Source organism: Pseudomonas sp. 382 (assembly GCF_002759075.1).
Lineage (GTDB): Bacteria > Pseudomonadota > Gammaproteobacteria > Pseudomonadales > Pseudomonadaceae > Aquipseudomonas > Aquipseudomonas vlassakiae.
Genome location: NZ_PEMX01000015.1, coordinates 1 through 23904, shown reverse-complemented (window position 1 = coordinate 23904; position 23904 = coordinate 1). Strand labels below are relative to the sequence as shown.

General features: G+C 62.8%; 24 protein-coding genes and 1 pseudogene. 13 read left to right on the top strand and 12 right to left on the bottom strand.

All coding sequences use genetic code 11. From position 1 onward, the window contains the following. Position 1: 1 nt before the first annotated feature. Positions 2–619, bottom strand: coding sequence for a lipoprotein insertase outer membrane protein LolB (gene lolB, locus CQW31_RS17625; protein ID WP_054887459.1), 618 nt, complete (start codon positions 617–619; stop codon positions 2–4). A 4-nt stretch (positions 620–623) separates the two neighbouring features. After that, positions 624–2336: a tetratricopeptide repeat protein gene (locus CQW31_RS17620; RefSeq protein ID WP_099815029.1), complete on the bottom strand. Its 1713-nt coding sequence runs from the start codon at positions 2334–2336 to the stop codon at positions 624–626. 1349 nt (positions 2337–3685) lie between these two features. Between CQW31_RS17620 and hemA the strand changes: the two genes are divergently transcribed. The 6 genes from hemA to CQW31_RS17585 all read left to right on the top strand — a co-directional run bounded on the left by hemA (position 3686) and on the right by CQW31_RS17585 (position 9033). Next, a complete protein-coding gene (gene hemA, locus CQW31_RS17610; RefSeq protein WP_054887461.1) occupies positions 3686–4963 on the top strand; it encodes a glutamyl-tRNA reductase in 1278 nt (425 codons plus the stop codon). Next, a complete protein-coding gene (prfA, locus tag CQW31_RS17605) occupies positions 4960–6042 on the top strand; it encodes a peptide chain release factor 1 (protein WP_054887462.1) in 1083 nt (360 codons plus the stop codon). The genes hemA and prfA overlap by 4 nt, the downstream gene beginning before the upstream one ends. Beyond that, positions 6042–6872 carry a peptide chain release factor N(5)-glutamine methyltransferase gene (prmC, locus tag CQW31_RS17600; protein WP_099815027.1) on the top strand — a complete coding sequence of 277 codons (831 nt, stop codon included), beginning with the start codon at positions 6042–6044 and terminating at the stop codon, positions 6870–6872. Before prfA ends, prmC begins: the two co-directional genes overlap by 1 nt. Continuing rightward, positions 6866–7621, top strand: coding sequence for a molybdopterin-synthase adenylyltransferase MoeB (locus CQW31_RS17595; RefSeq protein WP_099815026.1), 756 nt, complete (start codon positions 6866–6868; stop codon positions 7619–7621). Before prmC ends, CQW31_RS17595 begins: the two co-directional genes overlap by 7 nt. Then, positions 7614–8411, top strand: a complete 798-nt coding sequence (murI, locus tag CQW31_RS17590; RefSeq protein ID WP_099815025.1) for a glutamate racemase — start codon at positions 7614–7616, stop codon at positions 8409–8411. Before CQW31_RS17595 ends, murI begins: the two co-directional genes overlap by 8 nt. A gap of 103 nt (positions 8412–8514) precedes the next feature. Continuing rightward, positions 8515–9033: an acyloxyacyl hydrolase gene (locus CQW31_RS17585; protein WP_054887466.1), complete on the top strand. Its 519-nt coding sequence runs from the start codon at positions 8515–8517 to the stop codon at positions 9031–9033. A gap of 60 nt (positions 9034–9093) precedes the next feature. On the opposite strand, the gene CQW31_RS17580 is transcribed toward CQW31_RS17585, so the two are convergent. The 5 genes from CQW31_RS17580 to CQW31_RS17560 form a co-directional block, all read right to left on the bottom strand. Continuing rightward, the gene (locus CQW31_RS17580) at positions 9094–9792 is read right to left on the bottom strand and encodes an SDR family oxidoreductase (protein ID WP_099815024.1); all 699 of its coding nucleotides are present in this window, start codon (positions 9790–9792) and stop codon (positions 9094–9096) included. After that, the gene (gene phrB, locus CQW31_RS17575) at positions 9789–11231 is read right to left on the bottom strand and encodes a deoxyribodipyrimidine photo-lyase (protein WP_099815023.1); all 1443 of its coding nucleotides are present in this window, start codon (positions 11229–11231) and stop codon (positions 9789–9791) included. Before phrB ends, CQW31_RS17580 begins: the two co-directional genes overlap by 4 nt. Continuing rightward, the gene (locus tag CQW31_RS17570) at positions 11222–12121 is read right to left on the bottom strand and encodes a MerR family transcriptional regulator (RefSeq protein ID WP_054887469.1); all 900 of its coding nucleotides are present in this window, start codon (positions 12119–12121) and stop codon (positions 11222–11224) included. Before CQW31_RS17570 ends, phrB begins: the two co-directional genes overlap by 10 nt. After that, complete coding sequence (locus CQW31_RS17565; RefSeq protein ID WP_099815022.1) at positions 12111–13079, bottom strand: DUF523 and DUF1722 domain-containing protein; 969 nt, start codon at positions 13077–13079, stop codon at positions 12111–12113. Before CQW31_RS17565 ends, CQW31_RS17570 begins: the two co-directional genes overlap by 11 nt. 107 nt (positions 13080–13186) lie before the next feature. After that, the gene (locus CQW31_RS17560; RefSeq protein ID WP_099815021.1) at positions 13187–14173 is read right to left on the bottom strand and encodes an NAD(P)/FAD-dependent oxidoreductase; all 987 of its coding nucleotides are present in this window, start codon (positions 14171–14173) and stop codon (positions 13187–13189) included. A gap of 187 nt (positions 14174–14360) precedes the next feature. On the opposite strand from CQW31_RS17560, the gene CQW31_RS17555 reads away from it, so the two are divergent. Both CQW31_RS17555 and hemH read left to right on the top strand, forming a co-directional pair. Next, positions 14361–15266, top strand: coding sequence for a TIGR01777 family oxidoreductase (locus CQW31_RS17555; RefSeq protein ID WP_054887472.1), 906 nt, complete (start codon positions 14361–14363; stop codon positions 15264–15266). A 13-nt stretch (positions 15267–15279) separates the two neighbouring features. After that, positions 15280–16293 (top strand): ferrochelatase, encoded by a 1014-nt coding sequence (gene hemH / locus CQW31_RS17550; protein ID WP_054887473.1) that lies wholly within the window; start codon positions 15280–15282, stop codon positions 16291–16293. A gap of 124 nt (positions 16294–16417) precedes the next feature. Here the strand turns inward: hemH and CQW31_RS17545 are convergent, their stop codons facing one another. Both CQW31_RS17545 and upp read right to left on the bottom strand, forming a co-directional pair. After that, the gene (locus tag CQW31_RS17545; RefSeq protein WP_054887474.1) at positions 16418–17692 is read right to left on the bottom strand and encodes a uracil-xanthine permease family protein; all 1275 of its coding nucleotides are present in this window, start codon (positions 17690–17692) and stop codon (positions 16418–16420) included. Between the two features lie 2 nt (positions 17693–17694). Further along, the gene (gene upp / locus CQW31_RS17540; protein WP_054887475.1) at positions 17695–18333 is read right to left on the bottom strand and encodes a uracil phosphoribosyltransferase; all 639 of its coding nucleotides are present in this window, start codon (positions 18331–18333) and stop codon (positions 17695–17697) included. 160 nt (positions 18334–18493) lie between these two features. On the opposite strand from upp, the gene CQW31_RS17535 reads away from it, so the two are divergent. From CQW31_RS17535 to CQW31_RS17520, 4 genes are all read left to right on the top strand, one after another. Next, positions 18494–19051, top strand: a complete 558-nt coding sequence (locus CQW31_RS17535; RefSeq protein ID WP_054887476.1) for a hypoxanthine-guanine phosphoribosyltransferase — start codon at positions 18494–18496, stop codon at positions 19049–19051. Between the two features lie 2 nt (positions 19052–19053). Further along, positions 19054–19527: a WbuC family cupin fold metalloprotein gene (locus CQW31_RS17530; protein WP_054887477.1), complete on the top strand. Its 474-nt coding sequence runs from the start codon at positions 19054–19056 to the stop codon at positions 19525–19527. 52 nt (positions 19528–19579) lie between these two features. Further along, on the top strand, positions 19580–20050 hold the full coding sequence (locus tag CQW31_RS17525) for a hypothetical protein (RefSeq protein WP_054887478.1): 471 nt from the start codon (positions 19580–19582) through the stop codon (positions 20048–20050). A gap of 67 nt (positions 20051–20117) precedes the next feature. Then, positions 20118–20408 carry a PA4642 family protein gene (locus tag CQW31_RS17520; protein ID WP_027918322.1) on the top strand — a complete coding sequence of 97 codons (291 nt, stop codon included), beginning with the start codon at positions 20118–20120 and terminating at the stop codon, positions 20406–20408. Positions 20409–20465: 57 nt separating this feature from the next. On the opposite strand, the gene mqo is transcribed toward CQW31_RS17520, so the two are convergent. After that, the gene (mqo, locus tag CQW31_RS17515) at positions 20466–21971 is read right to left on the bottom strand and encodes a malate dehydrogenase (quinone) (RefSeq protein ID WP_099815020.1); all 1506 of its coding nucleotides are present in this window, start codon (positions 21969–21971) and stop codon (positions 20466–20468) included. 605 nt (positions 21972–22576) lie between these two features. Next, positions 22577–22810, bottom strand: a complete 234-nt coding sequence (locus CQW31_RS17510; protein WP_054887480.1) for a hypothetical protein — start codon at positions 22808–22810, stop codon at positions 22577–22579. Positions 22811–22955: 145 nt separating this feature from the next. Between CQW31_RS17510 and CQW31_RS17505 the strand changes: the two genes are divergently transcribed. Then, positions 22956–23540: a YajG family lipoprotein gene (locus CQW31_RS17505; protein WP_054887481.1), complete on the top strand. Its 585-nt coding sequence runs from the start codon at positions 22956–22958 to the stop codon at positions 23538–23540. 152 nt (positions 23541–23692) lie between these two features. Here the strand turns inward: CQW31_RS17505 and CQW31_RS31465 are convergent. Then, positions 23693–23904, bottom strand: a pseudogene (locus tag CQW31_RS31465) (IS110 family transposase); the annotation flags it as partial.

Here is a 23904-nt window from a genome sequence, read left to right as displayed (position 1 = left end):
ATCAGTGCCCCAGCTGGCGCGGTTGCCAGTCCTTGACCACCAGGGTCACGTCGAGGTCTTTGCCATGCAGCTTCATGCGTTCCGGCAGCCAGTAGCCGTTCTGCTCGGTATAGCTCAGGTACTGAACCTGCCAGCCATCCTGGTCGAGGCTGGCCAGGCGGCTGTCGCCATCCAGGGTCAGCTTGCTCTTGCTGTCGGGGGCGGGCAGGCCGCGTACCCACCAGACCAGGTGCGAGACCGGCAGCTGCCAACCGAGCTGTTCTTCCAGCAGGGCTTCGGGGCTGCCGGCTTCATAGCGGCCCTGGTTGGCCACTTCCAGCACCACGCCACCCGGGCGGCCAGTCAGGCGAGCTGCGCCACGGCCGAGCGGGCCGGCCAGGCGGATGTCGTAGTAATCCTGGCGTTGCAGCCAGAACAGCGTGCCGCTGCCGGAGTCGCGCGGGGCGCGGATGCCGACCTTGCCGTTGATCTGCCAGCCGTCGAGGCTGCTCAGCTGCTCTTTGTGGGCGCGCCACTGCTGTGGGTCGCCGTGGCCCTGCAAGGCCTCACGGCTACCGAAGCCGGCACAGCCGGCCAGCAGGGCGATCAGGGTGAAGGTGATGCAATGGCGCAGAAACATGGCGTTAAAGAGTCTCGGATCCGGTCAGGCGCAGGAGGGTCTTGCGCAGGATGGGGCTGTCGGCCTGGGCTTCGAAGCCCTTGGCCCAGACCTGGCGGGCTTCGCGGCGCTTGCCGTTGGCCCACAGGACTTCGCCCAGGTGAGCGGCCACTTCGTGGTCGGGGAAGCGAGCAAAGGCCTGGCGCAGGTAGTCTTCAGCCTCTTCGAGGTGGCCCAGGCGATAGTTGATCCAGCCCATGCTGTCGAGCACGGCTGGGTCGTCCGGGGTCAGCTGGTGGGCCTTGTCGATCAGTGCCTTCGCTTCGTCGTAGCGGGTGGTGCGGTCGGCCAGGGTGTAGCCGAGGGCGTTCAGCGCCATGGCGTTGTCCGGCTCGCGGGCGATGATGGCGCGCAGGTCTTTTTCCATCAGCGGAAGGTCATTGCGCTTTTCGGCGAGCATGGCGCGGGTATAAAGGAGGTTGAGGTCGTCCGGGTAGCGCTTGAGGGCTTGCTGCAGCACCTGGTCGGCCTGGGCGTCCTTGTTGTTGTTGCTGTAGCTTTCCGATTCGATCAGGTACAGCTGCACCGCGTAGTCCGGCTGCGCCTCGCGGGCCTCGGCGAGCAGGCGCGAAGCCTCGGTGCCGCGGCCGTTGGCGATCAGGATGTCGGCTTGGCGCAGTTGCGCCGGCAGGTAATCCGGGCCGTTGCCGACCAGGGCGTATTCGCGCAGGGCGCCGGCCGGGTCATGGCGCTCTTCGGCGATGCGGCCCAGGTTGAGGCGGGCGGCGTCGACGTTGCTGTCGCGCTCGATCAGCTCGCGCAGGTAGACCTCGGCTTCATCCCAGTCCTTCATCTCCAGGCACACCAAGGCCAGGGAGTAACGCGCTTCGTCATCATCCGGGTACTGCTGGACCAGGCTGAGGAATTCGGCCTTGGCGTCGGCCATGCGGTCCTGTTCGACCAGGGTGCGCGCATAGGTCAGGCGCAGGCGCTTGTCATCGGGGTTGTCACGGATTGCCCCGCGCAGCAACGGCAGCGCTTCCGGCCCACGGTCCAGAGCCTGGAGCAGGCGGGCGCGCAACAGGATCGGGGCGATTTCGCCATTCTGCGCCGGGTGCGCTTCGAGCAGGTCGAGGGCTTGCTGGGCCTTGCCGTCCTGGTTCAGCAGCAGCGCCTTGCCGAACACCAACTGGCTGTTGTCCGGGTATTTGACCAGCAGGCGATCGAAGCTCTGCATCAGGCCGTCGCGGGTGCTCTGGTCGGTTTCGGCGGCGGACAGGGCAAGGAAGTCGAAGTGGGTGTCACCCTGGCCTTGCAGCACCTTCTCCATATAGGTCATGGAGTCGTCGTAGCGGCCGGCGCGGGCCAGCTGAATGGCGGCGGCGCGCTGGGCGTCGAGGTTGTCCGGGTCGTTCTTGGCCCAGATCAGTGCGCTGTCCAGCGCCGGCTCGTCGGCGCCGAGGTACTCGGCAATCCGGTACGCGCGCTCGGAAACGCCCGGGTCCTGGGTCTTCTCGGCCTGGTCGGCGTAGTTGGCCAGGGCGATGTCGAAGCGGTTGCGCTGGCCGGCCAGTTCGGCCACCAGCAGGCTATAAAGAGTGTCTTGCGTGAACGACCCATACACCACGGGCTTCTTCGCCTCGGCCTCGGCGGCGGGAGGCTCGGCCTTTTGCGGGGCCAGGCTCTGGCAGCCCTGGAGCAGGGCGAAGGCAAGCAGCAGTGCGTAGGGTCTGTTCATAGAGAGGCTTAAAAAGACTAACCGGCGGTCGGAGCATGATGACACAAGCGCGAGGGCAAACCCACCTGCGAAGGTCGTGGTTTACAGCTTGGGTGGTGCTAGGTCGGACAGCGGGGTAGGTGAGAGGTTCGGTGGTGTAGATCGCTCCGTTGATTCGGCTATTTAACGGGAAACAGGAAGTGGGAGAGCACGAGCGCAGAGAGCAGCGTCAGATGCAAGGCCAGCAGGCAAAGAAGAATGCGTCGATGCTTTCGGGAGAAAGCCTTGACCTCCTCTGCGTTAGCGAGTCCTCGCCATATGAACAATTTGGGGGTTGCCAATACTGCCGATATGGAACCAGTGCGTATCAGCTTTCCTGGCAGGCCCGCGAACCTGTAGATTTTTCTGTTATCTATGACGTATTTGCAATTTGATAGAAAAGACTCAAAAAGCTCGGTGTATTTTTGAGCAACGTAGCACTGGGTAATGAATGTGAGTGCCATGGGGACAATGATTGAAATCCCCACTATTCCCGTTCCCAGGTCGTATTCACTTCAGGCTTTCCCGATATAGAAATTCACCGAAGGATTTGCCCTTTTCTCCAGCGTAATCACCAGCAGATTTTCCTCCTATAGCTCCTCCCGCAACTGCGCAAGCAAGTGTGCCTGTCCCACCACTGGCGACGCCCAGAACTGCGCACACCGCTGGGCCAATATATGCGCCAGCATATGCTCCAGCGCTAGCACCTGCTAAACCACCAACCAAAGATGCAGTCTCGACGAACTGCGCTCTGCTGCAGTCCTCCTCTCTCCCCAAGGTACAGGCCTTCTGAATCTCGAGTCCCGTAGCTCCCACTCCGAGTGCTACACCGATATAGCTGCCATTCTTGATCAGGCGCGCAGCTTTGCCCACCCCGGCAACCTTATCCGCATACCCCGAAATTTCGGACTTGGCCCGGTCAGTGATTGGCAGGCTAGGCACCGATATCGGGAAGGCAATAGAGGGACATCTATTTGGGAAATGGACTACAAGATTGTGGATAACTTTGCCTTAGATGTGTCGGGAAGTTTCATTGACAGGTGCTAATTGTAGGAAATATTCCCTTGTGACTTATGGACGCTCGGAGCGGAGAGTGTCACGAGGGGAGGCGACTGGGGGATTCGCTTCTCCTGCTCTGGCCTTTTCGCGGGCATGCCCGCTCCCACAGATTTTGCGCTTGCCTTGGCGGTGGGGTTTTTTCGGGCGGGGCGTGGACAGGGCTCCCTGGGGCCAGGTTGGTCCGCCCTATCACGACAATAGCGAACGGTGGTTGTTCTAAAACCTGCGAAAGAGGACAATTATCGGCTTCTCGTCACAACCAGCGACCTTGCATGGCCTTTCTTGCACTTGGTATCAACCATAAGACTGCCTCGGTAGACGTACGCGAGCGCGTGGCGTTTACCCCAGAGCAGCTGGTCGACGCCCTGCAGCAGCTCTGCCGACTGACCGCCAGCCGTGAGGCGGCGATCCTGTCGACCTGCAACCGTAGCGAGCTTTATATAGAGCAGGACCACCTGTCCGCCGACGCCGTTCTGCAATGGCTGGCCGAGTATCACCGGCTGAGCCTGGACGAACTGCGCGCCAGCGCCTACGTCCACGAAGAGCACGATGCGGTGAAGCACATGATGCGGGTCGCCTCCGGGCTCGATTCGCTGGTGCTCGGCGAACCGCAGATCCTCGGTCAGATGAAGTCCGCCTATGCGGTGGCGCGTGAGGCCGGCACCATCGGCCCGCTGCTCGGGCGCCTGTTCCAGGCCACCTTCAGCGCCGCCAAGCAGGTGCGCACCGACACCGCGATCGGCGAAAACCCGGTTTCCGTGGCATTCGCTGCGGTCAGCCTGGCCAAGCAGATCTTCAGCGACCTGGGCCGCAGCCAGGCCCTGCTGATCGGTGCCGGCGAAACCATCACCCTGGTCGCCCGTCACCTGCATGAACAAGGTGTGCGCCGCATCGTCGTGGCCAACCGCACCCTGGAGCGGGCGAGCATCCTCGCCGAGCAGTTCGGTGCCCATGCCGTGCTGCTGGCCGACATCCCGCAGGAGCTGGCCAACAGCGATATCGTCATCAGCTCCACAGCCAGCCAGTTGCCGATCCTCGGCAAGGGCGCGGTGGAAAGCGCGCTGAAGCAGCGCCGGCACAAACCGATCTTCATGGTCGATATCGCCGTCCCGCGTGACATCGAGCCGCAAGTGGGCGAACTCGACGACGTCTACCTGTACACCGTCGATGACCTGCACGAGGTGGTCGCGGAAAACCTCAAGAGCCGCCAGGGTGCAGCCCAGGCCGCCGAAGAGCTGGTTTCGGTGGGCGCCGAAGATTTCATGCTGCGCCTGCGCGAACTGGCCGCGGTCGATGTGCTGCGCGCCTACCGCCAGCAAAGCGAGCGCCTGCGCGACGAAGAACTGCAAAAGGCCCAGCGCCTGCTGGCCAATGGCGGCAACCCCGAAGAAGTATTGGCGCAACTGGCCCGGGGCCTGACCAACAAACTCCTGCATGCCCCTAGCGTGCAGCTGAAAAAGCTCTCGGCCGAGGGCCGCCTCGATGCGCTGGCCATGGCCCAGGAACTCTTTGCCCTCAACGAGGGCTCGACGGACAAATCCCCGCAATGAAAGCGTCGCTGCTGAACAAACTGGAGATTCTCCAGGACCGCTTCGAGGAACTCACCGCGCTGCTCGGTGACGCCGAAGTGATTTCCGACCAGACCCGCTTCCGCGCCTATTCCCGCGAATATGCCGAAGTCGAGCCGGTTCATGCCGCCTACAAAGAATGGCGCAAGGTGCAGGACGACCTTGAAGGCGCCCAGGCGCTGCTCAAGGACGCTGACCCCGACCTGCGCGAAATGGCCGTTGAAGAAGTGCGCGAAGCCAAGGAGCAGCTGGTCGAACTGGAGTCCAACCTGCAGCGCATGCTGCTACCCAAGGATCCCAACGATGGCCGCAACGTATTCCTCGAGATCCGTGCCGGTACTGGCGGTGACGAAGCGGCGATCTTCTCTGGCGACCTGTTCCGCATGTACTCGCGCTACGCCGAGAAGCGCGGCTGGCGCCTGGAGATTCTCTCCGAGAACGAAGGCGAGCACGGCGGTTACAAAGAGATCATCGCCCGTGTCGAAGGCGACAACGTGTACGGCAAGCTCAAGTTCGAGTCTGGCGCGCACCGTGTTCAGCGGGTGCCGGAAACCGAATCCCAGGGCCGTATCCACACCTCGGCCTGCACCGTTGCCGTGCTGCCCGAGCCTGACGAGCAAGCGGCAATCGAGATCAACCCGGCCGACCTGCGTGTAGATACCTACCGTGCCTCGGGTGCCGGTGGTCAGCATGTGAACAAGACCGACTCGGCGATCCGCATCACCCACTTGCCCACCGGCATCGTGGTCGAGTGCCAGGAAGAGCGTTCGCAACACAAGAACCGCGCCCGCGCCATGTCCTGGCTGTCGGCCAAGCTCAATGACATGCAGACCAGTGCCGCGCAGAACGCCATCGCCAGCGAGCGCAAGTTGCTGGTCGGCTCCGGTGACCGCTCCGAACGCATCCGTACCTACAATTACCCACAGGGACGGGTGACCGATCACCGCATCAACCTGACCCTGTACTCCCTCGACGACATCCTTGCCGGTGGCGTGGAGGCCGTCATCGAACCGCTGTTGGCCGAATACCAGGCCGACCAGCTGGCTGCCCTGGGGGACTGATGACCATCATTGCCAGCCTCCTGCGCAACGCGCAGCTGCCGGACTCGCCCAGCGAACGCCTGGACGCCGAACTGCTGCTCGCCGCTGCCATCAGCAAGTCGCGCAGCTTCCTGCACACCTGGCCCGAGCGCATCGTCAGCAGCGAAGATGCCGAGACCTACGCCAGCTACCTGCAGCGCCGCCGGGCCGGCGAGCCGGTGGCCTACATCCTCGGGCAGCAGGGCTTCTGGAAGCTCGACCTTGAAGTGGCGCCGCATACGCTGATTCCACGCCCGGATACCGAGCTGCTGGTCGAAACCGCCCTGGAGCTGCAGCCCGCATCGCCTGCCAAGGTCCTCGACCTGGGCACCGGCACTGGCGCCATCGCCCTGGCCCTGGCCAGCGATTGCCCGGCCTGGCAGGTAACGGCGGTGGACCGCGTCGAAGAGGCCGTGGCCTTGGCCGAGCGCAATCGCCAGCGCCTGGGCCTGAGTAACGTCCGGGTGCTGGTCAGCCACTGGTTTGGCAGCCTCGCCGGGCAACGTTTCGACCTGATTCTCAGCAACCCGCCATACATCCGCGCTGAAGACCCGCACCTGGTCGAGGGCGACGTGCGTTTCGAGCCCAGCAGTGCGCTGGTGGCTGGTAGCGATGGCCTTGATGACCTGCGGGTGATCGTCGCCCAGGCGCCTGAGCACCTGGTGCCGGGTGGCTGGCTGCTGCTCGAGCACGGTTACGACCAGGCGACGGACGTACGTGCCCTGTTGGCCGCACAAGGCTTCACCGAGGTGGCCAGCCGCAAGGACCTGGGCGGCCATGAGCGTATTTCACTGGGGCGTCTGCCATGTTGAGCGATCAGGAGCTGTTGCGTTACAGCCGGCAGATCCTGCTGGCCCAGGTGGACATCGATGGCCAACTGCGGCTCAAGCGCAGCAAGGCATTGATCGTCGGTCTCGGTGGCCTCGGCTCGCCAGTGGCGCTGTACCTGGCGGCTGCGGGCGTAGGTGAGCTGCACCTGGCCGACTTCGACACCGTCGACCTGACCAACCTGCAACGCCAGGTCATCCATGACAGCGGCAGCGTCGGCATGAGCAAAGTGGATTCGGCGCTGCAGCGGCTGCAGGCGATCAACCCCGAGATCGCGCTGGTCGCCCACCGCCAGGCACTGGACCAAGACTCCCTGGCCGCTGCGGTGGCTGCGGTCGACCTGGTGCTGGACTGCTCTGACAACTTCGGCACCCGCGAGGCGGTCAATGCGGCCTGCTTCGCAGCGGGTAAACCCCTGGTGAGTGGCGCGGCGATCCGACTGGAAGGCCAGTTGTCGGTGTTCGACCCGCGTCGTGACTACAGCCCTTGCTACCACTGCCTGTACGGCCACGGCAGCGAAGATGAGCTGACCTGCAGCGAAGCCGGCGTGATCGGCCCGCTGGTTGGACTGGTGGGAAGCCTGCAGGCGCTGGAAGCGATGAAACTGCTGGCCGGCTTCGGTGAACCGCTGATAGGCCGCCTGCTGTTGATCGACGCCCTCGGCACGCGCCTGCGTGAGTTGCGGGTCAAGCGAGACCCGGCTTGTGCCGTGTGTGGCAAGCGCGATGGCTGATCGCTCGGCGCCGGTCGGCGTGATGGACTCGGGGGTCGGCGGTTTGTCGGTGCTCGCCGAAATCCAGCGCCTGTTGCCCAATGAGTCGCTGCTCTATGTGGGCGATTGCGGTCATGTGTCTTATGGCGAAAAGTCTGCGGACTACATCCGCCAGCGCTGCCGGCGCATCGCCGAGTTCTTCCAGGCGCAAGGTGCCAAGGCAATGGTTCTGGCCTGCAATACCGCGACCGTGGCTGCGGTCGGCGACCTGCGCGAGCTGTACCCCGACTGGCCCTTGGTCGGCATGGAGCCGGCGGTCAAGCCTGCTGCCGCCGCCACCCGCTCGGGCGTGGTCGGCGTGCTGGCCACCACCGGCACCTTGCAGAGTGCCAAGTTTGCCGCCTTGCTCGACCGTTTCGCCAACGACGTGCAAGTGGTCACCCAACCCTGCCCGGGACTGGTCGAGCTGATCGAAACCGGTGACCTCGGCAGCCCGCAGCTGCGCCAGTTGCTGCTGGGTTATGTGCAGCCGCTGCTCACCGCTGGCTGCGATACCTTGATCCTCGGCTGCACCCATTACCCGTTCCTGCGTTCGCTGCTGGCGCAGATGGTGCCCGCCGATGTGGCCATCATCGATACCGGAGCCGCCGTGGCGCGCCAGTTGCAACGCCTGCTGGCCGCACGCGATCTTCTGGCAGCGGGGCCGGCGCGTGATGCGGCATTCTGGACCAGCGGCGAACCGCAGGCCCTGAGAAACATCCTGCCAGTGCTGTGGCACAAGTCGGACGTTGTGCAACGCTTTCAGTTGTAAAAAAAATGTGAAAACAGCTGAACTATCGTTGCCTTGCCGATTTCTACCGATTTGCCTGACACAAGGCGAACACTAATAACAGCATCAGGAAAGGATGTTTTTCATGAGGAAGCTGATCGGTTTGGCGGCCGCTGCCGCGTTTACCCTGGGGCATGTGGTGGCAGCGCAAGCAGCCGATGTATCGTTTTCGGTGGGACAGACCGGTGATTCCACCATGGTTTACCGACTGGGCCTGCAGTCCAACTGGGATGCGAGCTGGTGGCAGACCAGCGTCGGCCGGCTGACTGGCTATTGGGACGGCGCCTACACCTATTGGGAGGGTGACGAGACGTCGAGCAACCACAGCCTTTCGTTTGCGCCCGTGTTCGTTTACGAATTCGCCGGTAATTCGGTAAAGCCGTATATCGAAGCGGGGATTGGTGTGGCGGCATTTGCCCATACCGAACTCGAGAGCAACAAGTTAGGTTCGGCGTTCCAGTTCGAAGACCGAATTGGCTTCGGCCTGCGTTTTGCCGGTGGGCATGAGGTCGGGGTAAGGGCGATTCACTATTCCAATGCGGGGATCCAGACCCCTAACGATGGTGTCGAGAGCTACAGCCTGCATTACCGCATGGCGCTCTGAGCCTGTGCCGGCCTCTTCGTGGGTTGAGCCGCGATGAGGCCGGGCCTGAGAACCCGCAACTTAGCGAGATAACGGCCACAGGCTGCTGATATCCAGCACTTCCAGCACCAACTCCGGTTCACGCAACGCCAGACGAGCGATCAGTTCATCTGCCGCACTGTGCGGCGTCCAGGCATCCGGGACGGCCTGCACGGAGGTCACCGGCGTCTTCAGCGACTGCGGTGCCACCACGGTCAGGTCAACCCCCAGCCCTTTCAACGCCTGGCGCTGTTCTCGCGACCACTGCGGCAGATTGTTCCAGCCCGCCGAAACCTGGGTCGGTGAGTAGAGCTGCAAGGCCGAATAGCGATTGAAAATCGCCATGACCTGCGGCTGATGCCCCTTTGCCAGCAACGGCTGTGCACTGGCCAGGCAATGCTCGCCAGCCAGCTGGTTGTCAGTGACGATGGCCTCGAACACATCGCTGTCCGCCACGTCTTCGGCCAGGTAATCACTGGCCCCACCGTTGATGATCAATACGTCCAGCGAACACCAGGCATGGCATATCTGTTCTGCCGCCCTGGCGGCCGTGCCGTCTTCATGCAGTTGCCAAGGCAGGCGCAACAGCCGGCCACCATGGCGCACGGCCAGTGCGTCCAGTTCCTCGCTTCCTTTGCCACTTGCGGCAACCCGGTGCCCTTGCTCGAGCAACCGCTCCACCAAGGCCAGACCCAGTCCGTTGCTGGCCCCCGTAACCCAGAAACTACGCGAGTAATTCAAGATGCTGCCCTCTGATCCTGCCGGCGTGGTAGGCCCTTGAAGGCTTCCAGTGCACGCTGGCGACTGCTGCCGAGATCGACAATCGGACTGTGATACGAATTATTAGCAAAAAGATCGGCTGACTTCACTGGCTGGTGGATGGATTTTTCGCCCAGCCCGCGCAATTCCGGCAGCCAGTAGCGAATGAAGCGGCCTTCGGGGTCGAACCGCTGCGACTGGGAAACCGGGTTGAAGATGCGGAAATAGGGCACTGCGTCGGTGCCGGTGGAGGCACTCCATTGCCAGCCGCCATTGTTGGCGGCCAGATCACCGTCTATCAGATGGCGCATGAAGTGCCGTTCGCCCAGGCGCCAGTCGATCAGCAGGTTCTTGCTCAGGAACATCGCGACGATCATGCGCAGGCGGTTGTGCATCCAGCCGGTGTGCAGCAGTTGGCGCATGGCCGCGTCAATGATCGGGAAGCCGGTACGCCCCTCCTGCCAGGCCTTGAAATCGTCTGGCGCATCGCGCCAGGGCAGGGCTTCGGTCTGGGGGCGGAAGGCACGATGCCTGGAGACCTGTGGGTAACCCGTCAGGATGTGCTTGTAGAACTCGCGCCAGAGTAATTCGTTGATCCACGTCTGCACGCCGCTGCTGCCACTGTCGAGCTCGCCGCGGTTGCTGGCCAGCGCTGCGTGCAGGCATTGGCGGGGCGAGATCACGCCAGCAGCCAGGTAGGCAGAAAGTTGGCTGGTGCCAGGTTTGGCCGGGAGGTCGCGCAGGTGCGCATAGTCTTCGACCGTTTCATCGATGAAGCGGGCAAGCCGCGCCTGCGCCTGGTCTTCACCGGCGGGCCAGTAATCACTCAGCGCAACGGCGGGCTTGTCGAAGCCATCGATATGCTGCGGGATCGGGTCGCTGGCGATATCCAGTGGCTGCTGGCGCTTCACCCGCGGGGCCAGTGTCGGCAGGCTGCGGTGCAGGTGTTCCAGGCAGACCTTTTTGAACTGGGAAAAGACTTGGAAGTAGTCACCGTTGCGAGTCACGATGGTGCCCGGGCGGAAGAACAGCTGGTCCAGGTAGCTGTGAGCGCGCACACCGGCATCCTCCAGCAGCTTGCGCGTGGCTGCATCACGCTGCTCCTCGTTGATGCCGTATTCGTCGTTCCAGTGCACCGCTTCGATGTTGTGCCGCCGGCACACGTCGAGCAGGGTTGCCGGCGCCTGGTCCCACGTGTCGATCTTGCGCACCAGCAGTGGAATGTTCAGTTGCTCCAGTGCCTGGCGCAGCTGGCGCAGGTTGCGCAGCCAGAAGTCGACCTTGCAGGCAGCGTCGTCGTGGGCCTGCCATTGGCCGGGGCTGGCCAGCCACAAGGCCACGGTCGGGCCGCGTTCGCAGGCGACGCTGAGGGCGGAGTTGTCGTCGATGCGCAGGTCGCTGCGCAGCCAGATCAGTTGCATGGGGCACTCGTCTCTACAGGCTGGCGCACATTGCCTTGCAGCACACGCAATGCCGCCTGCGGGGTATCGAACAGGAAAAGGTCGGGCAGATCGAAAGCGTGCAGCTCGGCTTGGTGCAGGGCGAGGGTGGCGCCGCCCAGCAGCTTGGTCACACCGATGCCCTGCAAGGTCCGCTGCAAGGTGCTGGCATCGATGCGTGGGCCAAGGTGCATCAGCACGGCCCAAGGTTGCAGGGTGGTCACGGCACGTTGTAGCTGCGCGCCGCCCACCGGTTGTTCAAGCACCTCTACGGGGATGCCGTTGCTGCTTAGCAGCCAGGCGCACAGCCACAGGCTTGGGTCGAACGGGCGCTCGCTGTCTTCGCAGAGCAGCACGGCCGGCCCCTGCAACGATTGATTGTCGTGATACACCCGAGCCCCTAGCTTGCTGCGTAGCCAGGTATGGAAAAACACCTGTTCGAGGCGCGCGTTGAAGTGGCTGCGCCAGCGCACCGCGAGGGATGCCAGCAGTGGCAGCAGCAACTGTTCGCACAGCGTCACGGCGGGGTATAACGCCATCACCTGGTTCAGTTGCTGGTCGAGACTGCGTTGGGAAAGGTGGGCAATGGCTTCGATCAACTGCAGCTGGCGCGGCTGCCAGTCGCCCATCGGCGCACGCTTCACCGGTTGATCGAGCAGCTCACGAACCTGACCGACCGAAGCACCACGTTCAAGCCAGCCGAGTATCGCCTGAACCCGTTCGAGCTGGTCTTGCCCATACAAGCGATGCCCTTTGGCGGTGCGTTGCGGCTTCAGCAAGCCATAGCGACGCTCCCAGGCGCGCAAGGTGACCGGGTTGACGCCGGTGCGCCGGGCCAGCTCGCCAATCGGCACGAGCGTTTCAGACAGCATTGCGCAGCCCCAGGCTGTCAGGGTGGGGCTGCAGGTAAGTCTGCTGTTGCAGGTAAGGATCGGGATGCTTGCGCAGGTGATGCTTGAGCAGCGTCAGTGGCACCACCAGCGGTACTTCACCTTGCTGGTACTGACCGATGAGGTGCTGCAGCTCAGCTTTGTCCTGCTGTGTCAGCGAGTCCTTGAAGTAGCCGCTCAGGTGCTGCAGGACATTGCCGTGGGTACCCCGGCTGGCGCAACGCCGTAGCGCTTGCATCAGCTGGCTGAAGTAGCGAGCCCCGATCTGCTCGGGATCGTCTTCCCGGCTCATGCTGCCCAGCAGGCGGCCGAGCTGGCGGTAGGCCTGGGGATTGTTGGCCATCAGCAGGTACTTGTAGCGTGAATGGAAACGCACCAGGGCGCCACGGCTCAACCCTTGCGCCAGCAATTGCTGCCAGTCGGCGTAGGCGTAGACGCGGCTGATGAAATTTTCGCGCAGCACCGGATCGTGCAGGCGTCCTTCCTCCTCGACCGGCAGGTCCGGGCGACGGGCGCAGAAGGCAGCGGCATAGGCTCCCATGCCGCCTTGCGGCGCAGGATAGCCGTTTTCCTGATAGACCTTGACCCGCTCCAGGCCGCAGGAGGGTGACTTCTGCATGAAGATGTAGCCACAGATGTCATCGAGCTCATTGGCCATCTGTTCGCCATAGTCGCGCAGGGGAGCGGTCAGGTCGGTCTCCGGGTTGCGCGTGCCGACCACGGCGGGTTGCGAGGGGTCGCCGACCAGGCGGATCGGGTCGCGTGGCACGCCCAGGCCGATGGCGACTTCAGGGCATACCGGCAGCCAATCGAAGTGCGCTTGCAGTTGTTCACGGCACAGGTCGGAAGCCTTGTGCCCGCCGTTGTAGCGCACGCTATGGCCGGTCAGGCAGGCGCTGATGGCAATGCGGGGCTTAGATGCGGGTGCAGGATCTGGCATGGCTGTCTCCGAAAACTTGTACAAAGAATCTATCGCGTACAAGTTTATTCCAGCACAGCCGGGAAGTTATGCAAACTAGTATTTTTGTATAGCGCTGCCGCGCGACGTTAGTCCAGGTGCTCCAACAGCCGCCGCGCAGCTTCCTGGCCACTGAGCCAGGCGCCTTCGACACGCCCTGACAGGCACCAGTCGCCACAGGCATAGAGGCCTTGGTCGGCATCGGCCAGCGCACCCCATTCGTGATTGCTGGTTGGCCGCGCATACAGCCAGCGGTGGGCCAGGGCGAAGCTCGGGGCCGGGACCACGCAGCCGATCAGCTCGGCGAATTCACCCCGCAGGTGCTCGATCACTTCTTCCTTGGCCAGGTCGATGTGCTGCCTGCTCCAGTCGGATGTGGCATGCAGCACCCAGGTATCGAGATGTTCTTCGCGGCCGGGTTTGCTGCGGTTACGGGCCAGCCAGTCGAGTGCGCTCCCTTGCACGAAGCAGCCTTGCATCGGCGTATCCAGCGCTGCCTGGAAGGCCAGGGCGACGGCCCAGGTCGATTCCATCTGCACCCCGGCTGCCACGGCCGCGAGCTTCGGCGTGGCGGCCAGCAATTGGGTGGCCTGGGGCGCGGGTACGGCGATCACCACGCGGCTGAACGGGCCATGGCTGCAACCTTCGGTGTCCTGCAGGTGCCAGAATTGCTTGCCGCGGAACACTTCGGCGATACGGCAGCCGAAGTTCACCGTGACGTCCTTGAGCAGGCCGCGGGTGATGGCGCTCATGCGGGGCACGCCTACCCAACGGGTCTGTTCGTCGGGAGAGGGGGTCAGTTCACCGTCCCGGTAGTTGTACAGCTGAGGCTTCCACTGCGCGGCCCAGCCGGCAGCCACCCACTGCTGCACCTGCTCGACGAAGCGCCGGTCACGGGCGGTGAAATACTGCGCACCCAGGTCCAGTGCGCCGGCTTCGCTGCGCTTGCTGGCCATGCGCCCGCCGCTGCCATGGCCTTTGTCGAACAAGTGAACGGACTGCCCGGCCTTCTGCAGGGCCTGGGCGGCGGACAGGCCGGCGATGCCGGCACCGATGATGGCAATAGGTACTGTCATGATGGCCTCTTCGAACCTTGCTGTAGGCAGACTACGCTGTCAGGCAAACCTGTACAATGTACAATCTCTGTATAAGGTTATTCCGCTTCATAGGCAACTTGGCCTATGGTTATCCGAGAGCGATAGGTCTGGAAAAGTGCCTTGTTCTTAAAAATAGACCATGGCCGCACGCTGCGAGGACACAGGCATGCATATATTGCTGACAGGTGGTACCGGGTTGATCGGCCAGCACCTTTGCCAGTACTGGCTGGGCAAGGGGCATCGCCTGACCGTGTGGAGCCGGCGCCCTGAACACGTCTCGCGATTGTGTGGCAGCGGGGTGCGCGGCATTGGCCGGCTGGAGGATCTGGGCCCTGATGAGCAGGTGGATGCAGTGGTCAATCTGGCCGGTGCGCCGATCGCCGATCGGCCCTGGTCGGCCGCGCGCCGCAACCTGCTGTGGGCCAGCCGCATCACCCTCACCGAGCAGCTGCTGGCCTGGCTGGGCAACCGTGAACAGCGCCCGGAGGTGCTGATTTCCGGTTCCGCCGTAGGCTGGTATGGCGATGGCGGCGAACGCGAACTGACCGAGGCCTCTGCGCCGGTTCGCGAGGACTTCGCCAGCCAGCTGTGCATCGCCTGGGAAGAAACCGCCCAGCGCGCACAGCAGCTTGGCATTCGCGTGGTGCTGGTGCGCACCGGGCTGGTACTGGCTAGCGACGGTGGTTTCCTGTCGCGCCTGCGCTTGCCGTTCAAGCTGGGGCTGGGCGGGCCGTTGGGGAATGGCCGGCAGTGGATGCCGTGGGTGCATATCGACGACCAGATCGCCCTGATAGATTTTCTCTTGCAGCACAAGGATACCAGCGGTCCCTATAATGCCTGCGCACCAGAGCCGGTGCGCAACCGCGATTTCGCCAAGGCCCTGGGGCGCACGCTGCATCGGCCTGCATTCATGCCGATGCCCGGTTTGCTGCTCAAGGCCGGTCTCGGCGAGCTGTCGACCTTGCTGCTCGGCGGTCAGCGAGCGCGCCCGGTGCGCTTGCTGGCGGCAGGCTTCACTTTCCGCTTCAACGATCTGCAATCGGCCCTGGGCAACTTGTCCAGCCGCCTCTGACAAAGGACGCTGCATGACCGATCACGCTTTACTGCTGGTTAACCTGGGTTCGCCGGCCTCCACCTCGGTGGCCGATGTGCGCCGCTACCTCAACCAGTTCCTCATGGACCCCTACGTGATCGACTTGCCCTGGCCGGTGCGACGCCTGCTGGTGTCGCTGATCCTGATCAAGCGCCCGGAGCAGTCGGCGCACGCCTACGCCTCTATCTGGTGGGATGAAGGCTCGCCACTGGTGGTCCTGACCCGTCGCCTGCAGGCGGCGATGGTCGAACACTGGCCACACGGGCCGGTGGAAATCGCCATGCGCTACGGTGAGCCGGCGTTGCCCGAGGTGCTGGCGCGTCTGGCTGCGCAAGGTGTGCGTAAAGTGACCTTGGCGCCGCTTTATCCGCAGTTCGCCGACAGCACGGTCACCACGGTGGTGGAACAGGCAAAGCAGACGTTGGCCGAGCGCCAGCTGCCGTTGCAGTTGCGCGTGCTGAAGCCGTTCTACGACCATCCTGAGTACATCAACGCGTTGGTCGCCAGCGCCCGGCCTTACCTCGAGCAGGACTTCGACCATCTGTTGCTGAGTTTCCATGGCTTGCCGGAGCGGCACCTGAAGAAGCTGTACCCCGCCGGCAAGCACGATCTGCGTTCAGCCGACTGCTGCCGCGATGCCAGCGCCGAAGTGCGTGCCGTGTGTTACCGCGGGCAGTGCCTGGCTACGGCCAAGGCCTTCGCGGCGAAGATGGGCATTGCGGATGGCAAGTGGTCGGTGTCGTTCCAGTCGCGGTTGGGGCGTGACAAGTGGATCGAGCCTTACACCGAGACGCGCCTGGACGAGCTGGCCAAAGCCGGGGTGAAGAAGCTGCTGGTGATGTGCCCGGCGTTCGTTGCCGATTGCATCGAGACGCTGGAAGAGATCGGCATGCGTGGCAGCGAGCAGTTTGTCGAAGCGGGCGGCAGGGAGCTGGTGCTGGTGCCGTGCCTGAATGATCACCCGGAGTGGGTGAAGGTGCTGGCGGGGATGTGTGAAAAGGCCTGAGTGGTGCTAAGTCTGATCCGGCCTCTTCGCGGGTAACCCGCTCCCACAGTTACTGCACATGCATCAGGGCAGTGGTGAACCTGCGGGTTTACCCGCGAAGAGGCCAGGTCAGGTCAAGGCCGGATCAAGGCAATTGATCATCCAGCTTCTTGTGCTTCCAGCCGTCATTGCCCGGCAGGATCAGGTTCAGGGCGATGGCCACGAGGGCACACAGCGCAATACCCTTCAGGCCCCAGTCATCCGGGCCGTCGCCACTGCCGATCAGCACGCCGCCGATACCGAACACCAGGGTCACTGAAACGATCACCAGGTTGCGCGCTTCGGCCAGGTCGATCTTGTGGCGGATCATGGTGTTCATGCCCACCGCCGCGATCGAACCGAACAGCAGGCACAGAATGCCGCCCATGACCGGCACCGGGATGCTCTGCAGCAGCGCGCCGAACTTGCCGATGAAAGCCAGGGTGATGGCAAAGACTGCCGCCCAGGTCATGATCTTCGGGTTGTAGTTCTTGGTCAGCATCACCGCACCGGTCACTTCGGCGTAGGTGGTGTTGGGCGGGCCGCCGAACAGGCCGGCTGCGGTGGTGGCCAGGCCGTCACCCAGCAGGGTGCGGTGCAGGCCGGGTTTCTTCAGGTAGTCGCGGCCGGTCACACTGCCGACTGCAATCACCCCGCCAATGTGCTCGATCGCCGGCGCCAGGGCGACCGGCACGATGAACAGAATTGCCTGCCAGTTGAACGCCGGTGCGGTGAAGTTGGGGATTTCCAGCCAAGGTGCGGCGGCGATCTTGGCGGTGTCGACCACGCCAAAGGCGAACGACAGGGCAAAGCCCACCAGCACGCCGGCAATGATCGGTACCAGGCGGAAGATGCCCTTGCCGAACACCGCGACGATCAGGGTCGTCAGCAGCGCAGGCATGGAGATCAGCATCGCGGTCTTGTATGGCAGCAGCACGCTGCCGTCACCGGCCTTGCCCATCGCCATGTTGGCGGCGATCGGGGCCATGGCCAGGCCGATGGAAATGATCACCGGGCCGATGACGACCGGCGGCAGCATGCGGTCGATGAAACCGGTGCCCTTGATCTTCACCATCAAGCCCATGAAGGTGTACACGAAGCCTGCGGCCATCACGCCGCCCATGGTCTCGGCCAGGCCGAACTGGCCCTTGGCGAGGATGATCGGGGTGATGAAGGCAAAGCTCGATGCCAGGAATACCGGTACCTGGCGGCCGGTGACCAGTTGGAACAGCAGGGTACCGATGCCGGCGGTGAACAATGCCACGTTGGGGTCGAGGCCGGTGATCAGCGGCATCAGCACCAGCGCGCCGAATGCCACGAAGAGCATCTGCGCGCCCGAGACGACCTGGCGCCAGAGCGGGTCGTTGAAGCCGTCCTGCATGGTCAGGCGTCCTTCTGCTTGGTGCCGAAGATCTTGTCACCGGCATCGCCCAGGCCTGGGACGATGTAACCATGCTCGTTGAGGCGCTGGTCGATCGAAGCGGTGTAGATCTGCACGTCCGGGTGGGCTTTCTCCACCACTTCGATACCTTCTGGCGCGGCGACCAGCACCATGGCGCGGATCTCCTTGCAACCGGCCTTTTTCAGCAGGTCGATAGTGGCCACCATCGAACCGCCGGTAGCGAGCATCGGGTCGATGATCAGGGCCAGGCGCTGGTTGATGTCTGGCGCGAGCTTTTCCAGGTAGGTGTGTGCTTCGAGGGTTTCTTCGTTGCGGGCAACACCCACGGCGCTGACCTTGGCGCCCGGGATCAGGCTGAGTACGCCGTCGAGCATGCCGATGCCGGCGCGCAGGATCGGTACCACGGTGATCTTCTTGCCGGCGATTTTTTCAACTTGTACCTTGCCGCACCAGCCGTCGATCTCATAGCTTTCGAGGGGCAGGTCCTGGGTGGCTTCGTAGGTCAGGAGGGCGCCGACTTCCTGGGCGAGTTCGCGAAAATTCTTGGTGCTGATGTCGGCACGGCGCATCAGGCCGAGCTTGTGGCGGATCAGCGGATGGCGGATCTCACGAGTAGGCATAGGGGGCTCCGAAAGGCGGGCAAAAAAACCGCGCTAGATTAATCTATTCAGCCTTTGCTGTCGTGTAGTCCTTTTGCACGTTAGTCCATAAATGCTTGATCTGTGACGAGCGGATGCGTACCTTTGCCCGCTTTTCCAAAATGCCCCCCTGGAGAGCGCCATGTCCGCCGATCTCGAGCACATCCGTCAAGTCATGCGCGAGGCAGACTGCCTTTACAACGAAGCTGAAGTCGAAGCGGCCATCGCCAAGGTCGGCGAGCAGATCTGCAAGGACCTGCACGACACCAACCCAGTGGTGTTCTGCGTGATGAACGGCGGCCTGATCTTTGCTGGCAAACTGCTGACCCACCTGCAGTTCCCGCTGGAGGTCTCGTACATCCATGCCACCCGTTACCGTAACCAGACCAGTGGTGGCGAGTTGTTCTGGAAGGCCAAGCCGGAAGTGTCGTTCATTGACCGCGACGTACTGATCGTCGATGACATTCTCGACGAAGGCCACACCCTCAGCGCCATCATCGAATTCTGCAAACATGCCGGCGCGCGCGCGGTGCACACTGCGGTGCTCATCGACAAGGACCACGACCGCAAGGCCAGCCCAGGCTTGAAAGCCAGTTATGCCGGCCTGCCGTGCATTGATCGCTATATCTTTGGTTACGGAATGGACTATAAAGGCTACTGGCGTAACGCTAACGGCATTTTCGCGGTCAAGGGACTGTAACCATGAGCCAGCCTGCATTCATCGACCAAACGTTGCTTACCGGGCTGGCGCAAAAAGCCGCCGATGCGCCGCGCCTGCGGCACCATCACAACTTCCATGAGATGGCAGACCCTTGCCACCGCCTGGCGATCGGCTTGCAACCCTCGACCTACATCGCGCCGCACCGGCACCTGAGCGACGACAAGGCTGAAACCATGCTGGTGCTCAAAGGCCGCCTCGGTCTGTTGCTGTTCGATGAGCAGGGCGCGCTGACTGGCACCCGCATCCTCGAAGCGGGCGGCGAGTGCATGGGGGTAGATCTGCCGCCGGGCGTCTACCATGGTCTGGTGGCGCTCGACCCCAACACCATCATGTTCGAATGCAAGGCCGGCCCTTACCGCCAGTTGGTCGAGGGTGAGCATGCCGCCTGGGCGCCACGTGAAGGTGAACCCGGCGCGGCTGAATACCAAGCCTGGATGCTCGCGCAGTTCGATTGAGTTCTGCTGTTGCCTGCGTGCTAGAGTGCGCCTTCATGCCAAGGAGCCTCACATGCGTGCGATTCTTCCCCTGCTGCTGGCGGTGAGCCTGCCTCTCGCCGCCGCGCCGCTGCACAGCCAGTTCCTCCCCCCCGATGACCAGTCCCTGCGCCAGGAAGCGCCGACCGGCCAGCAGTTGCTGCAAGTAACCGACTACTCGGTAGTGGTGGGGGCACAGCGCCAGTCCGACCAGCAGCCGATCCCGATCACGGCTTCGCTGCAGATGCGCCTGAAGGGCAAACCGCTGAACAAGGGCGCGACCATCAGCCAGGTGTTGCTCAACTTCGATGGCGAGGCGGGCAAAAGCCTGAAGAAGCCAGTGTTCGACGAAAAGTCGCGAACCTTGAGCCTGAATTACCCGGTCGGCGATTACCGGGTGATCATGGACCTGCTGCGTAACGAGACCGTCTATGTGCAGTTCCTGACCTACGCCAATGGCCACATCTGGGCCGACCTGCACACCGGTACCGTACGTTCGCGTTGAGGCGCGCTGGCTGTGGGGGGTAAACTGCCGGCCTTCGAAATTCCATGATGGTCAGTTGGAGCCGGCAATGCGCAAAGACAAGAAGCAGGTGATTGGTGACGAAATCAGCGACGACTACATCAAGTCGTTCCTACAGTTTGAGCCGGCCGATGGCGTGACCTCGCCTTCGCACCACAAGCTGATCAAAGGCTACCGCGGCCTGCGTGTCGATGACTTCGAGCGCTTCGTAGGCTTCTTCGTCGAGGCTGGCCTGGACCTGGATGGCAAGGACGAGCACGGCAAGACCTTCGTCGAGGTGATCGCCGACCAGCGTAATGCGCCGGAGTACGTCGAGATCATCGCCAAGGCCCGCGGCTGATAGAGATTCCAGGCACAAAAAAACGCCCCGAGGGGCGTTTTTTCGTTTCAGGCCGGCTCAGGCATAGTGCTTGGCTGGGCTGTCTTCCACCAGTTCCAGCGCCACATCGTTGTCGGCACTGATCTTGCGGTACAGCGCGGCATCGGTGGCCAGTGCCTTCTCGCGAGCCGGGAAGATTTCCTTGAGCTTGGCAGCCCAGGCACCTTTGGCCTGCTCGGGGAAGCAGCGCTCGATCAGTTCGAGCATGATCGACACGGTTACCGAAGCACCTGGCGAGGCGCCGAGCAGCGCAGCCAGGCTGCCGTCCTGTGCCGAGACCAGCTCGGTACCGAACTGCAGGATGCCGCCTTTCTTCGGGTCCTTCTTGATGATCTGCACGCGCTGGCCGGCCACTTCCAGGCGCCAGTCTTCGGCTCTGGCCTGCGGGTAGAAGCGGCGCAGGGATTCCAGGCGCTGTTCCATCGACTGCATCACTTCGCTGACCAGGTATTTGGTCAGGTCCATGTTGTCACGGGCTACGGCCAGCATCGGGCCGATGTTGCCCATGCGCACCGACAGCGGCAGGTCCATGAGCGAGCCGTGCTTGAGGAACTTGGTGGTGAAGCCGGCGTAAGGGCCGAACAGCAGCGAAGTCTTGCCGTCTACCACGCGGGTGTCCAGGTGTGGCACCGACATTGGCGGTGCGCCGACCGCAGCCTGGCTGTACACCTTGGCCTGGTGCTGCTTGACGATTTCCGGGTTGTCGCAACGCAGCCACTGGCCGCTGACCGGGAAGCCGCCGAAGCCTTTGCTTTCCGGGATGCCGGACATTTGCAGCAGCGGCAGGGCCGCGCCGCCAGCGCCGAGGAACACGAAGCGGGCGTCGACTTCACGGGCGCCGCCGCTGTTGACGTCCTTGATGCTGACGGTCCAGCCGCTGCCGTTACGGCGCAGGCCGACGACTTTCTTGCTGTACTTGACCTGCGCATCGGCGCTGTCACCCAGAATCTTCAGCAGCTTGTTGGTCAGTGCCCCGAAGTTGACGTCGGTCCCTTTGGCAACGCGGGTTGCGGCGATGTGCTGGTCGGCCGGGCGGCCTGGCATCATCAGCGGCATCCACTCCTTCATCACGCTCTTGTCTTCGGTGTATTGCATCTCGGCGAAGGCGTGGTGCTGCTTGAGCAGCTCGAAGCGCTTCTTCAGGAAGGACACACCCTTGTCACCTTCGACGTAGCTCAGGTGCGGGACCGGGTTGATGAATGCACGTGCCGAGCCGAAGGTGCTCTTCTTGCTCAGGTAGGCCCAGAACTGGCGCGAGACCTCGAACTGGGCGTTGATGTGCACGGCCTTCTTGATGTCGATGCTGCCGTCGGCAGCCTGAGGCGTGTAGTTCAGCTCGCACAGGCCGGCGTGGCCGGTGCCTGCGTTGTTCCAGGGGTTGGAGCTTTCCGCGGCTCCGGAGTCCATTGCCTCGACGACCTCAAGCTTCAGGGTCGGGTCAAGCTCCTTGAGCAGTACGGCCAGGGTGGCACTCATGATGCCCGCGCCTACCAATACCACATCAACCGATTCGTTCTGCGCCATTTAACGCGTCTCCACAATCTACAGCTACCTAATTGACAGCATAGGACCACTGGGGTTGCCAGGATCGCCATGTCCGACTCTTCGCAGTTCTTGCAACTTCCGCGGACACCGCCAACCAGTCTTCGGGTTCAGTTATTGAACGCTGTCTGCCACGGGTGCGGCAATTCGACTTATGGTCAAGGTGTCGTGCGTGCGCTATGGAACGACCTCAGACACTCATCCGGAATGAGCGCTTCTGCCGCCTGTTCAGGGCTGTTCGGGACTCATCTGCCGCTTTTGCACATGCCAGACTGTTCATTTGCTCGCCACACTCTCGTGAAGTTGTGAAAAACCGTTTTTTCACGCTCTTTTGGAGACGTGAACCTCAAAAGGGGACTGCGCGATGGCAACCCACAGGTTCATGCAGTGCGAAGGGCCGGAAAAGCAGGCACGACAGCCGATGCAAGACCTGAGTGGAAGGCTCTCTGTGGGCGAAGCGGGTGTAGGTGTCGAGGTCAATCGACAGATGCGGGGCCCGATCAGGAGACGTCCTTATAATCGGGGGGAGATTATAACGATGTCGCGGGCAGAAAGGTCGTAATTCGTGGTTTTTATTGCAGCGTTTGTCAGGCTGCGAGGATGCGCTGGTGCCAACGGCGGCTTGCGCGGGCGCAAGCCCGGGCTTCGGCGGGCAATTCGCGGCCCAGCCAGGCGAGCTGTATTTCGCTGATCTGCACCCATCCACTACCGCTCGGTGCCTGGCTGCACTGCTTGAAGGCCAGGCATATGCCTTCGCCGTCCAGGCGAGCATAGGCGTTGTGACGCGGGCGTTGGCAGAGCAGTGTCCAGAGCGAGGCCATGGCGGTACGTCCTGTTCGTTTGGGCTTGGCGCAAGGATAAGGGCGCGGCCATGAAACGATTGTGACAAGCGGGTCGGACCGATGACTGGTCTGTGCCTGGCTGGGTATACTGTGGGCCTTCGCCGTATTTTCTGGAGAAACGCGCATGTTGCAACGTCTGTTGTTCGGTTTGATTGCCGTAGCCAGCCTCAGCCTGGTCGGTTGTGCCCACAGCCCGCAACAACTCAGCCCGCAACCCACGCTCAAGGCTCAGCTCGCACCGGTCGGCCACGGCCAGCCGGTAGTGGTCAAGGTGGTCGATGGGCGTGCTTCGCAGTCCCTGGGCACCCGGGGCGGCATGTACCCCGAAACCAGCACCATCAGCGTCAGTGGCAATGATGTCGTGCCCAAGCTGCAGGCCCAGGCCGAAGCCGCCGTGCGCCTGCTCGGCTTCACCCCGACGCCGAATGCCTATAACGCACCACAGCTGACCGTGACCCTGGCCGAACTGAAGTATCAGTCCCCTAAAGACAACCTGTACGTGACCGAAGCCACCATCGGTGCCACCTTCCGTGCCGATGTGCAGAATGCCAGCCGCCGCTACAGCGGCCGTTACGGTGCTTCGCTGGACCAGCGCTTCGGCATGGCGCCGAACCAGGACACCAACACCCAGCTGGTGGGCGATGTGCTGAGCGATGCGCTGACCCGCCTGTTCAAGGACCCGACCATCGGTCAGGTGCTGGGCGAATAAGCCTTACGCTGCAAACCTGAAAACCCGCTACCTGAGTGCCAGGTAGCGGGTTTTTTGTTGCCTGTGCCTGCCTCTTCGCGGGCATGCCCGCTATCCCAGGGATTTCACTGATCTCAAGTACAGCGCCTTACCTGTGGGAGATTCTATGGTTTTCAGCAAGCCAGTTTCCCACCTTTGGTGACGTATTCGTCCTGATTTTTCATCAGGGCGAATGCCACCCGCGCGAGCTTTCTAGCCAGGATTACCAGAGCTTGAGTTGTTGCTTTACCAGATTTCCGGTGCTGTTCATAAAGCCCTTTCCAAGCGGCCGATCTGCTGGCTGCCATCGCAGCGTTATGCAATAGGCGACGAATTTCTGAGCAAC

Bases quoted from the DNA above. Each gene is read 5' to 3' on its own strand.
- CQW31_RS17620 (WP_099815029.1), bottom strand. From the start codon at position 2,336: ATGAACAGACCCTACGCACTGCTGCTTGCCTTCGCCCTGCTCCAGGGC.
- CQW31_RS17585 (WP_054887466.1), top strand. From the start codon at position 8,515: ATGAGGAAGCTGATCGGTTTGGCGGCCGCTGCCGCGTTTACCCTGGGG.
- CQW31_RS17555 (WP_054887472.1), top strand. From the start codon at position 14,361: ATGCATATATTGCTGACAGGTGGTACCGGGTTGATCGGCCAGCACCTT.
- murI (WP_099815025.1), top strand. From the start codon at position 7,614: ATGGCTGATCGCTCGGCGCCGGTCGGCGTGATGGACTCGGGGGTCGGC.
- CQW31_RS17545 (WP_054887474.1), bottom strand. From the start codon at position 17,692: ATGCAGGACGGCTTCAACGACCCGCTCTGGCGCCAGGTCGTCTCGGGC.
- CQW31_RS17530 (WP_054887477.1), top strand. From the start codon at position 19,054: ATGAGCCAGCCTGCATTCATCGACCAAACGTTGCTTACCGGGCTGGCG.
- CQW31_RS17565 (WP_099815022.1), bottom strand. From the start codon at position 13,079: ATGCCAGATCCTGCACCCGCATCTAAGCCCCGCATTGCCATCAGCGCC.
- upp (WP_054887475.1), bottom strand. From the start codon at position 18,333: ATGCCTACTCGTGAGATCCGCCATCCGCTGATCCGCCACAAGCTCGGC.
- hemA (WP_054887461.1), top strand. From the start codon at position 3,686: ATGGCCTTTCTTGCACTTGGTATCAACCATAAGACTGCCTCGGTAGAC.
- phrB (WP_099815023.1), bottom strand. From the start codon at position 11,231: ATGCAACTGATCTGGCTGCGCAGCGACCTGCGCATCGACGACAACTCC.
- CQW31_RS17505 (WP_054887481.1), top strand. From the start codon at position 22,956: ATGTTGCAACGTCTGTTGTTCGGTTTGATTGCCGTAGCCAGCCTCAGC.
- CQW31_RS17560 (WP_099815021.1), bottom strand. From the start codon at position 14,173: ATGACAGTACCTATTGCCATCATCGGTGCCGGCATCGCCGGCCTGTCC.
- mqo (WP_099815020.1), bottom strand. From the start codon at position 21,971: ATGGCGCAGAACGAATCGGTTGATGTGGTATTGGTAGGCGCGGGCATC.
- CQW31_RS17570 (WP_054887469.1), bottom strand. From the start codon at position 12,121: ATGCTGTCTGAAACGCTCGTGCCGATTGGCGAGCTGGCCCGGCGCACC.
- prfA (WP_054887462.1), top strand. From the start codon at position 4,960: ATGAAAGCGTCGCTGCTGAACAAACTGGAGATTCTCCAGGACCGCTTC.
- CQW31_RS17510 (WP_054887480.1), bottom strand. From the start codon at position 22,810: ATGGCCTCGCTCTGGACACTGCTCTGCCAACGCCCGCGTCACAACGCC.
- CQW31_RS17535 (WP_054887476.1), top strand. From the start codon at position 18,494: ATGTCCGCCGATCTCGAGCACATCCGTCAAGTCATGCGCGAGGCAGAC.
- CQW31_RS17525 (WP_054887478.1), top strand. From the start codon at position 19,580: ATGCGTGCGATTCTTCCCCTGCTGCTGGCGGTGAGCCTGCCTCTCGCC.
- CQW31_RS17595 (WP_099815026.1), top strand. From the start codon at position 6,866: ATGTTGAGCGATCAGGAGCTGTTGCGTTACAGCCGGCAGATCCTGCTG.
- CQW31_RS17520 (WP_027918322.1), top strand. From the start codon at position 20,118: ATGCGCAAAGACAAGAAGCAGGTGATTGGTGACGAAATCAGCGACGAC.
- prmC (WP_099815027.1), top strand. From the start codon at position 6,042: ATGACCATCATTGCCAGCCTCCTGCGCAACGCGCAGCTGCCGGACTCG.
- lolB (WP_054887459.1), bottom strand. From the start codon at position 619: ATGTTTCTGCGCCATTGCATCACCTTCACCCTGATCGCCCTGCTGGCC.
- hemH (WP_054887473.1), top strand. From the start codon at position 15,280: ATGACCGATCACGCTTTACTGCTGGTTAACCTGGGTTCGCCGGCCTCC.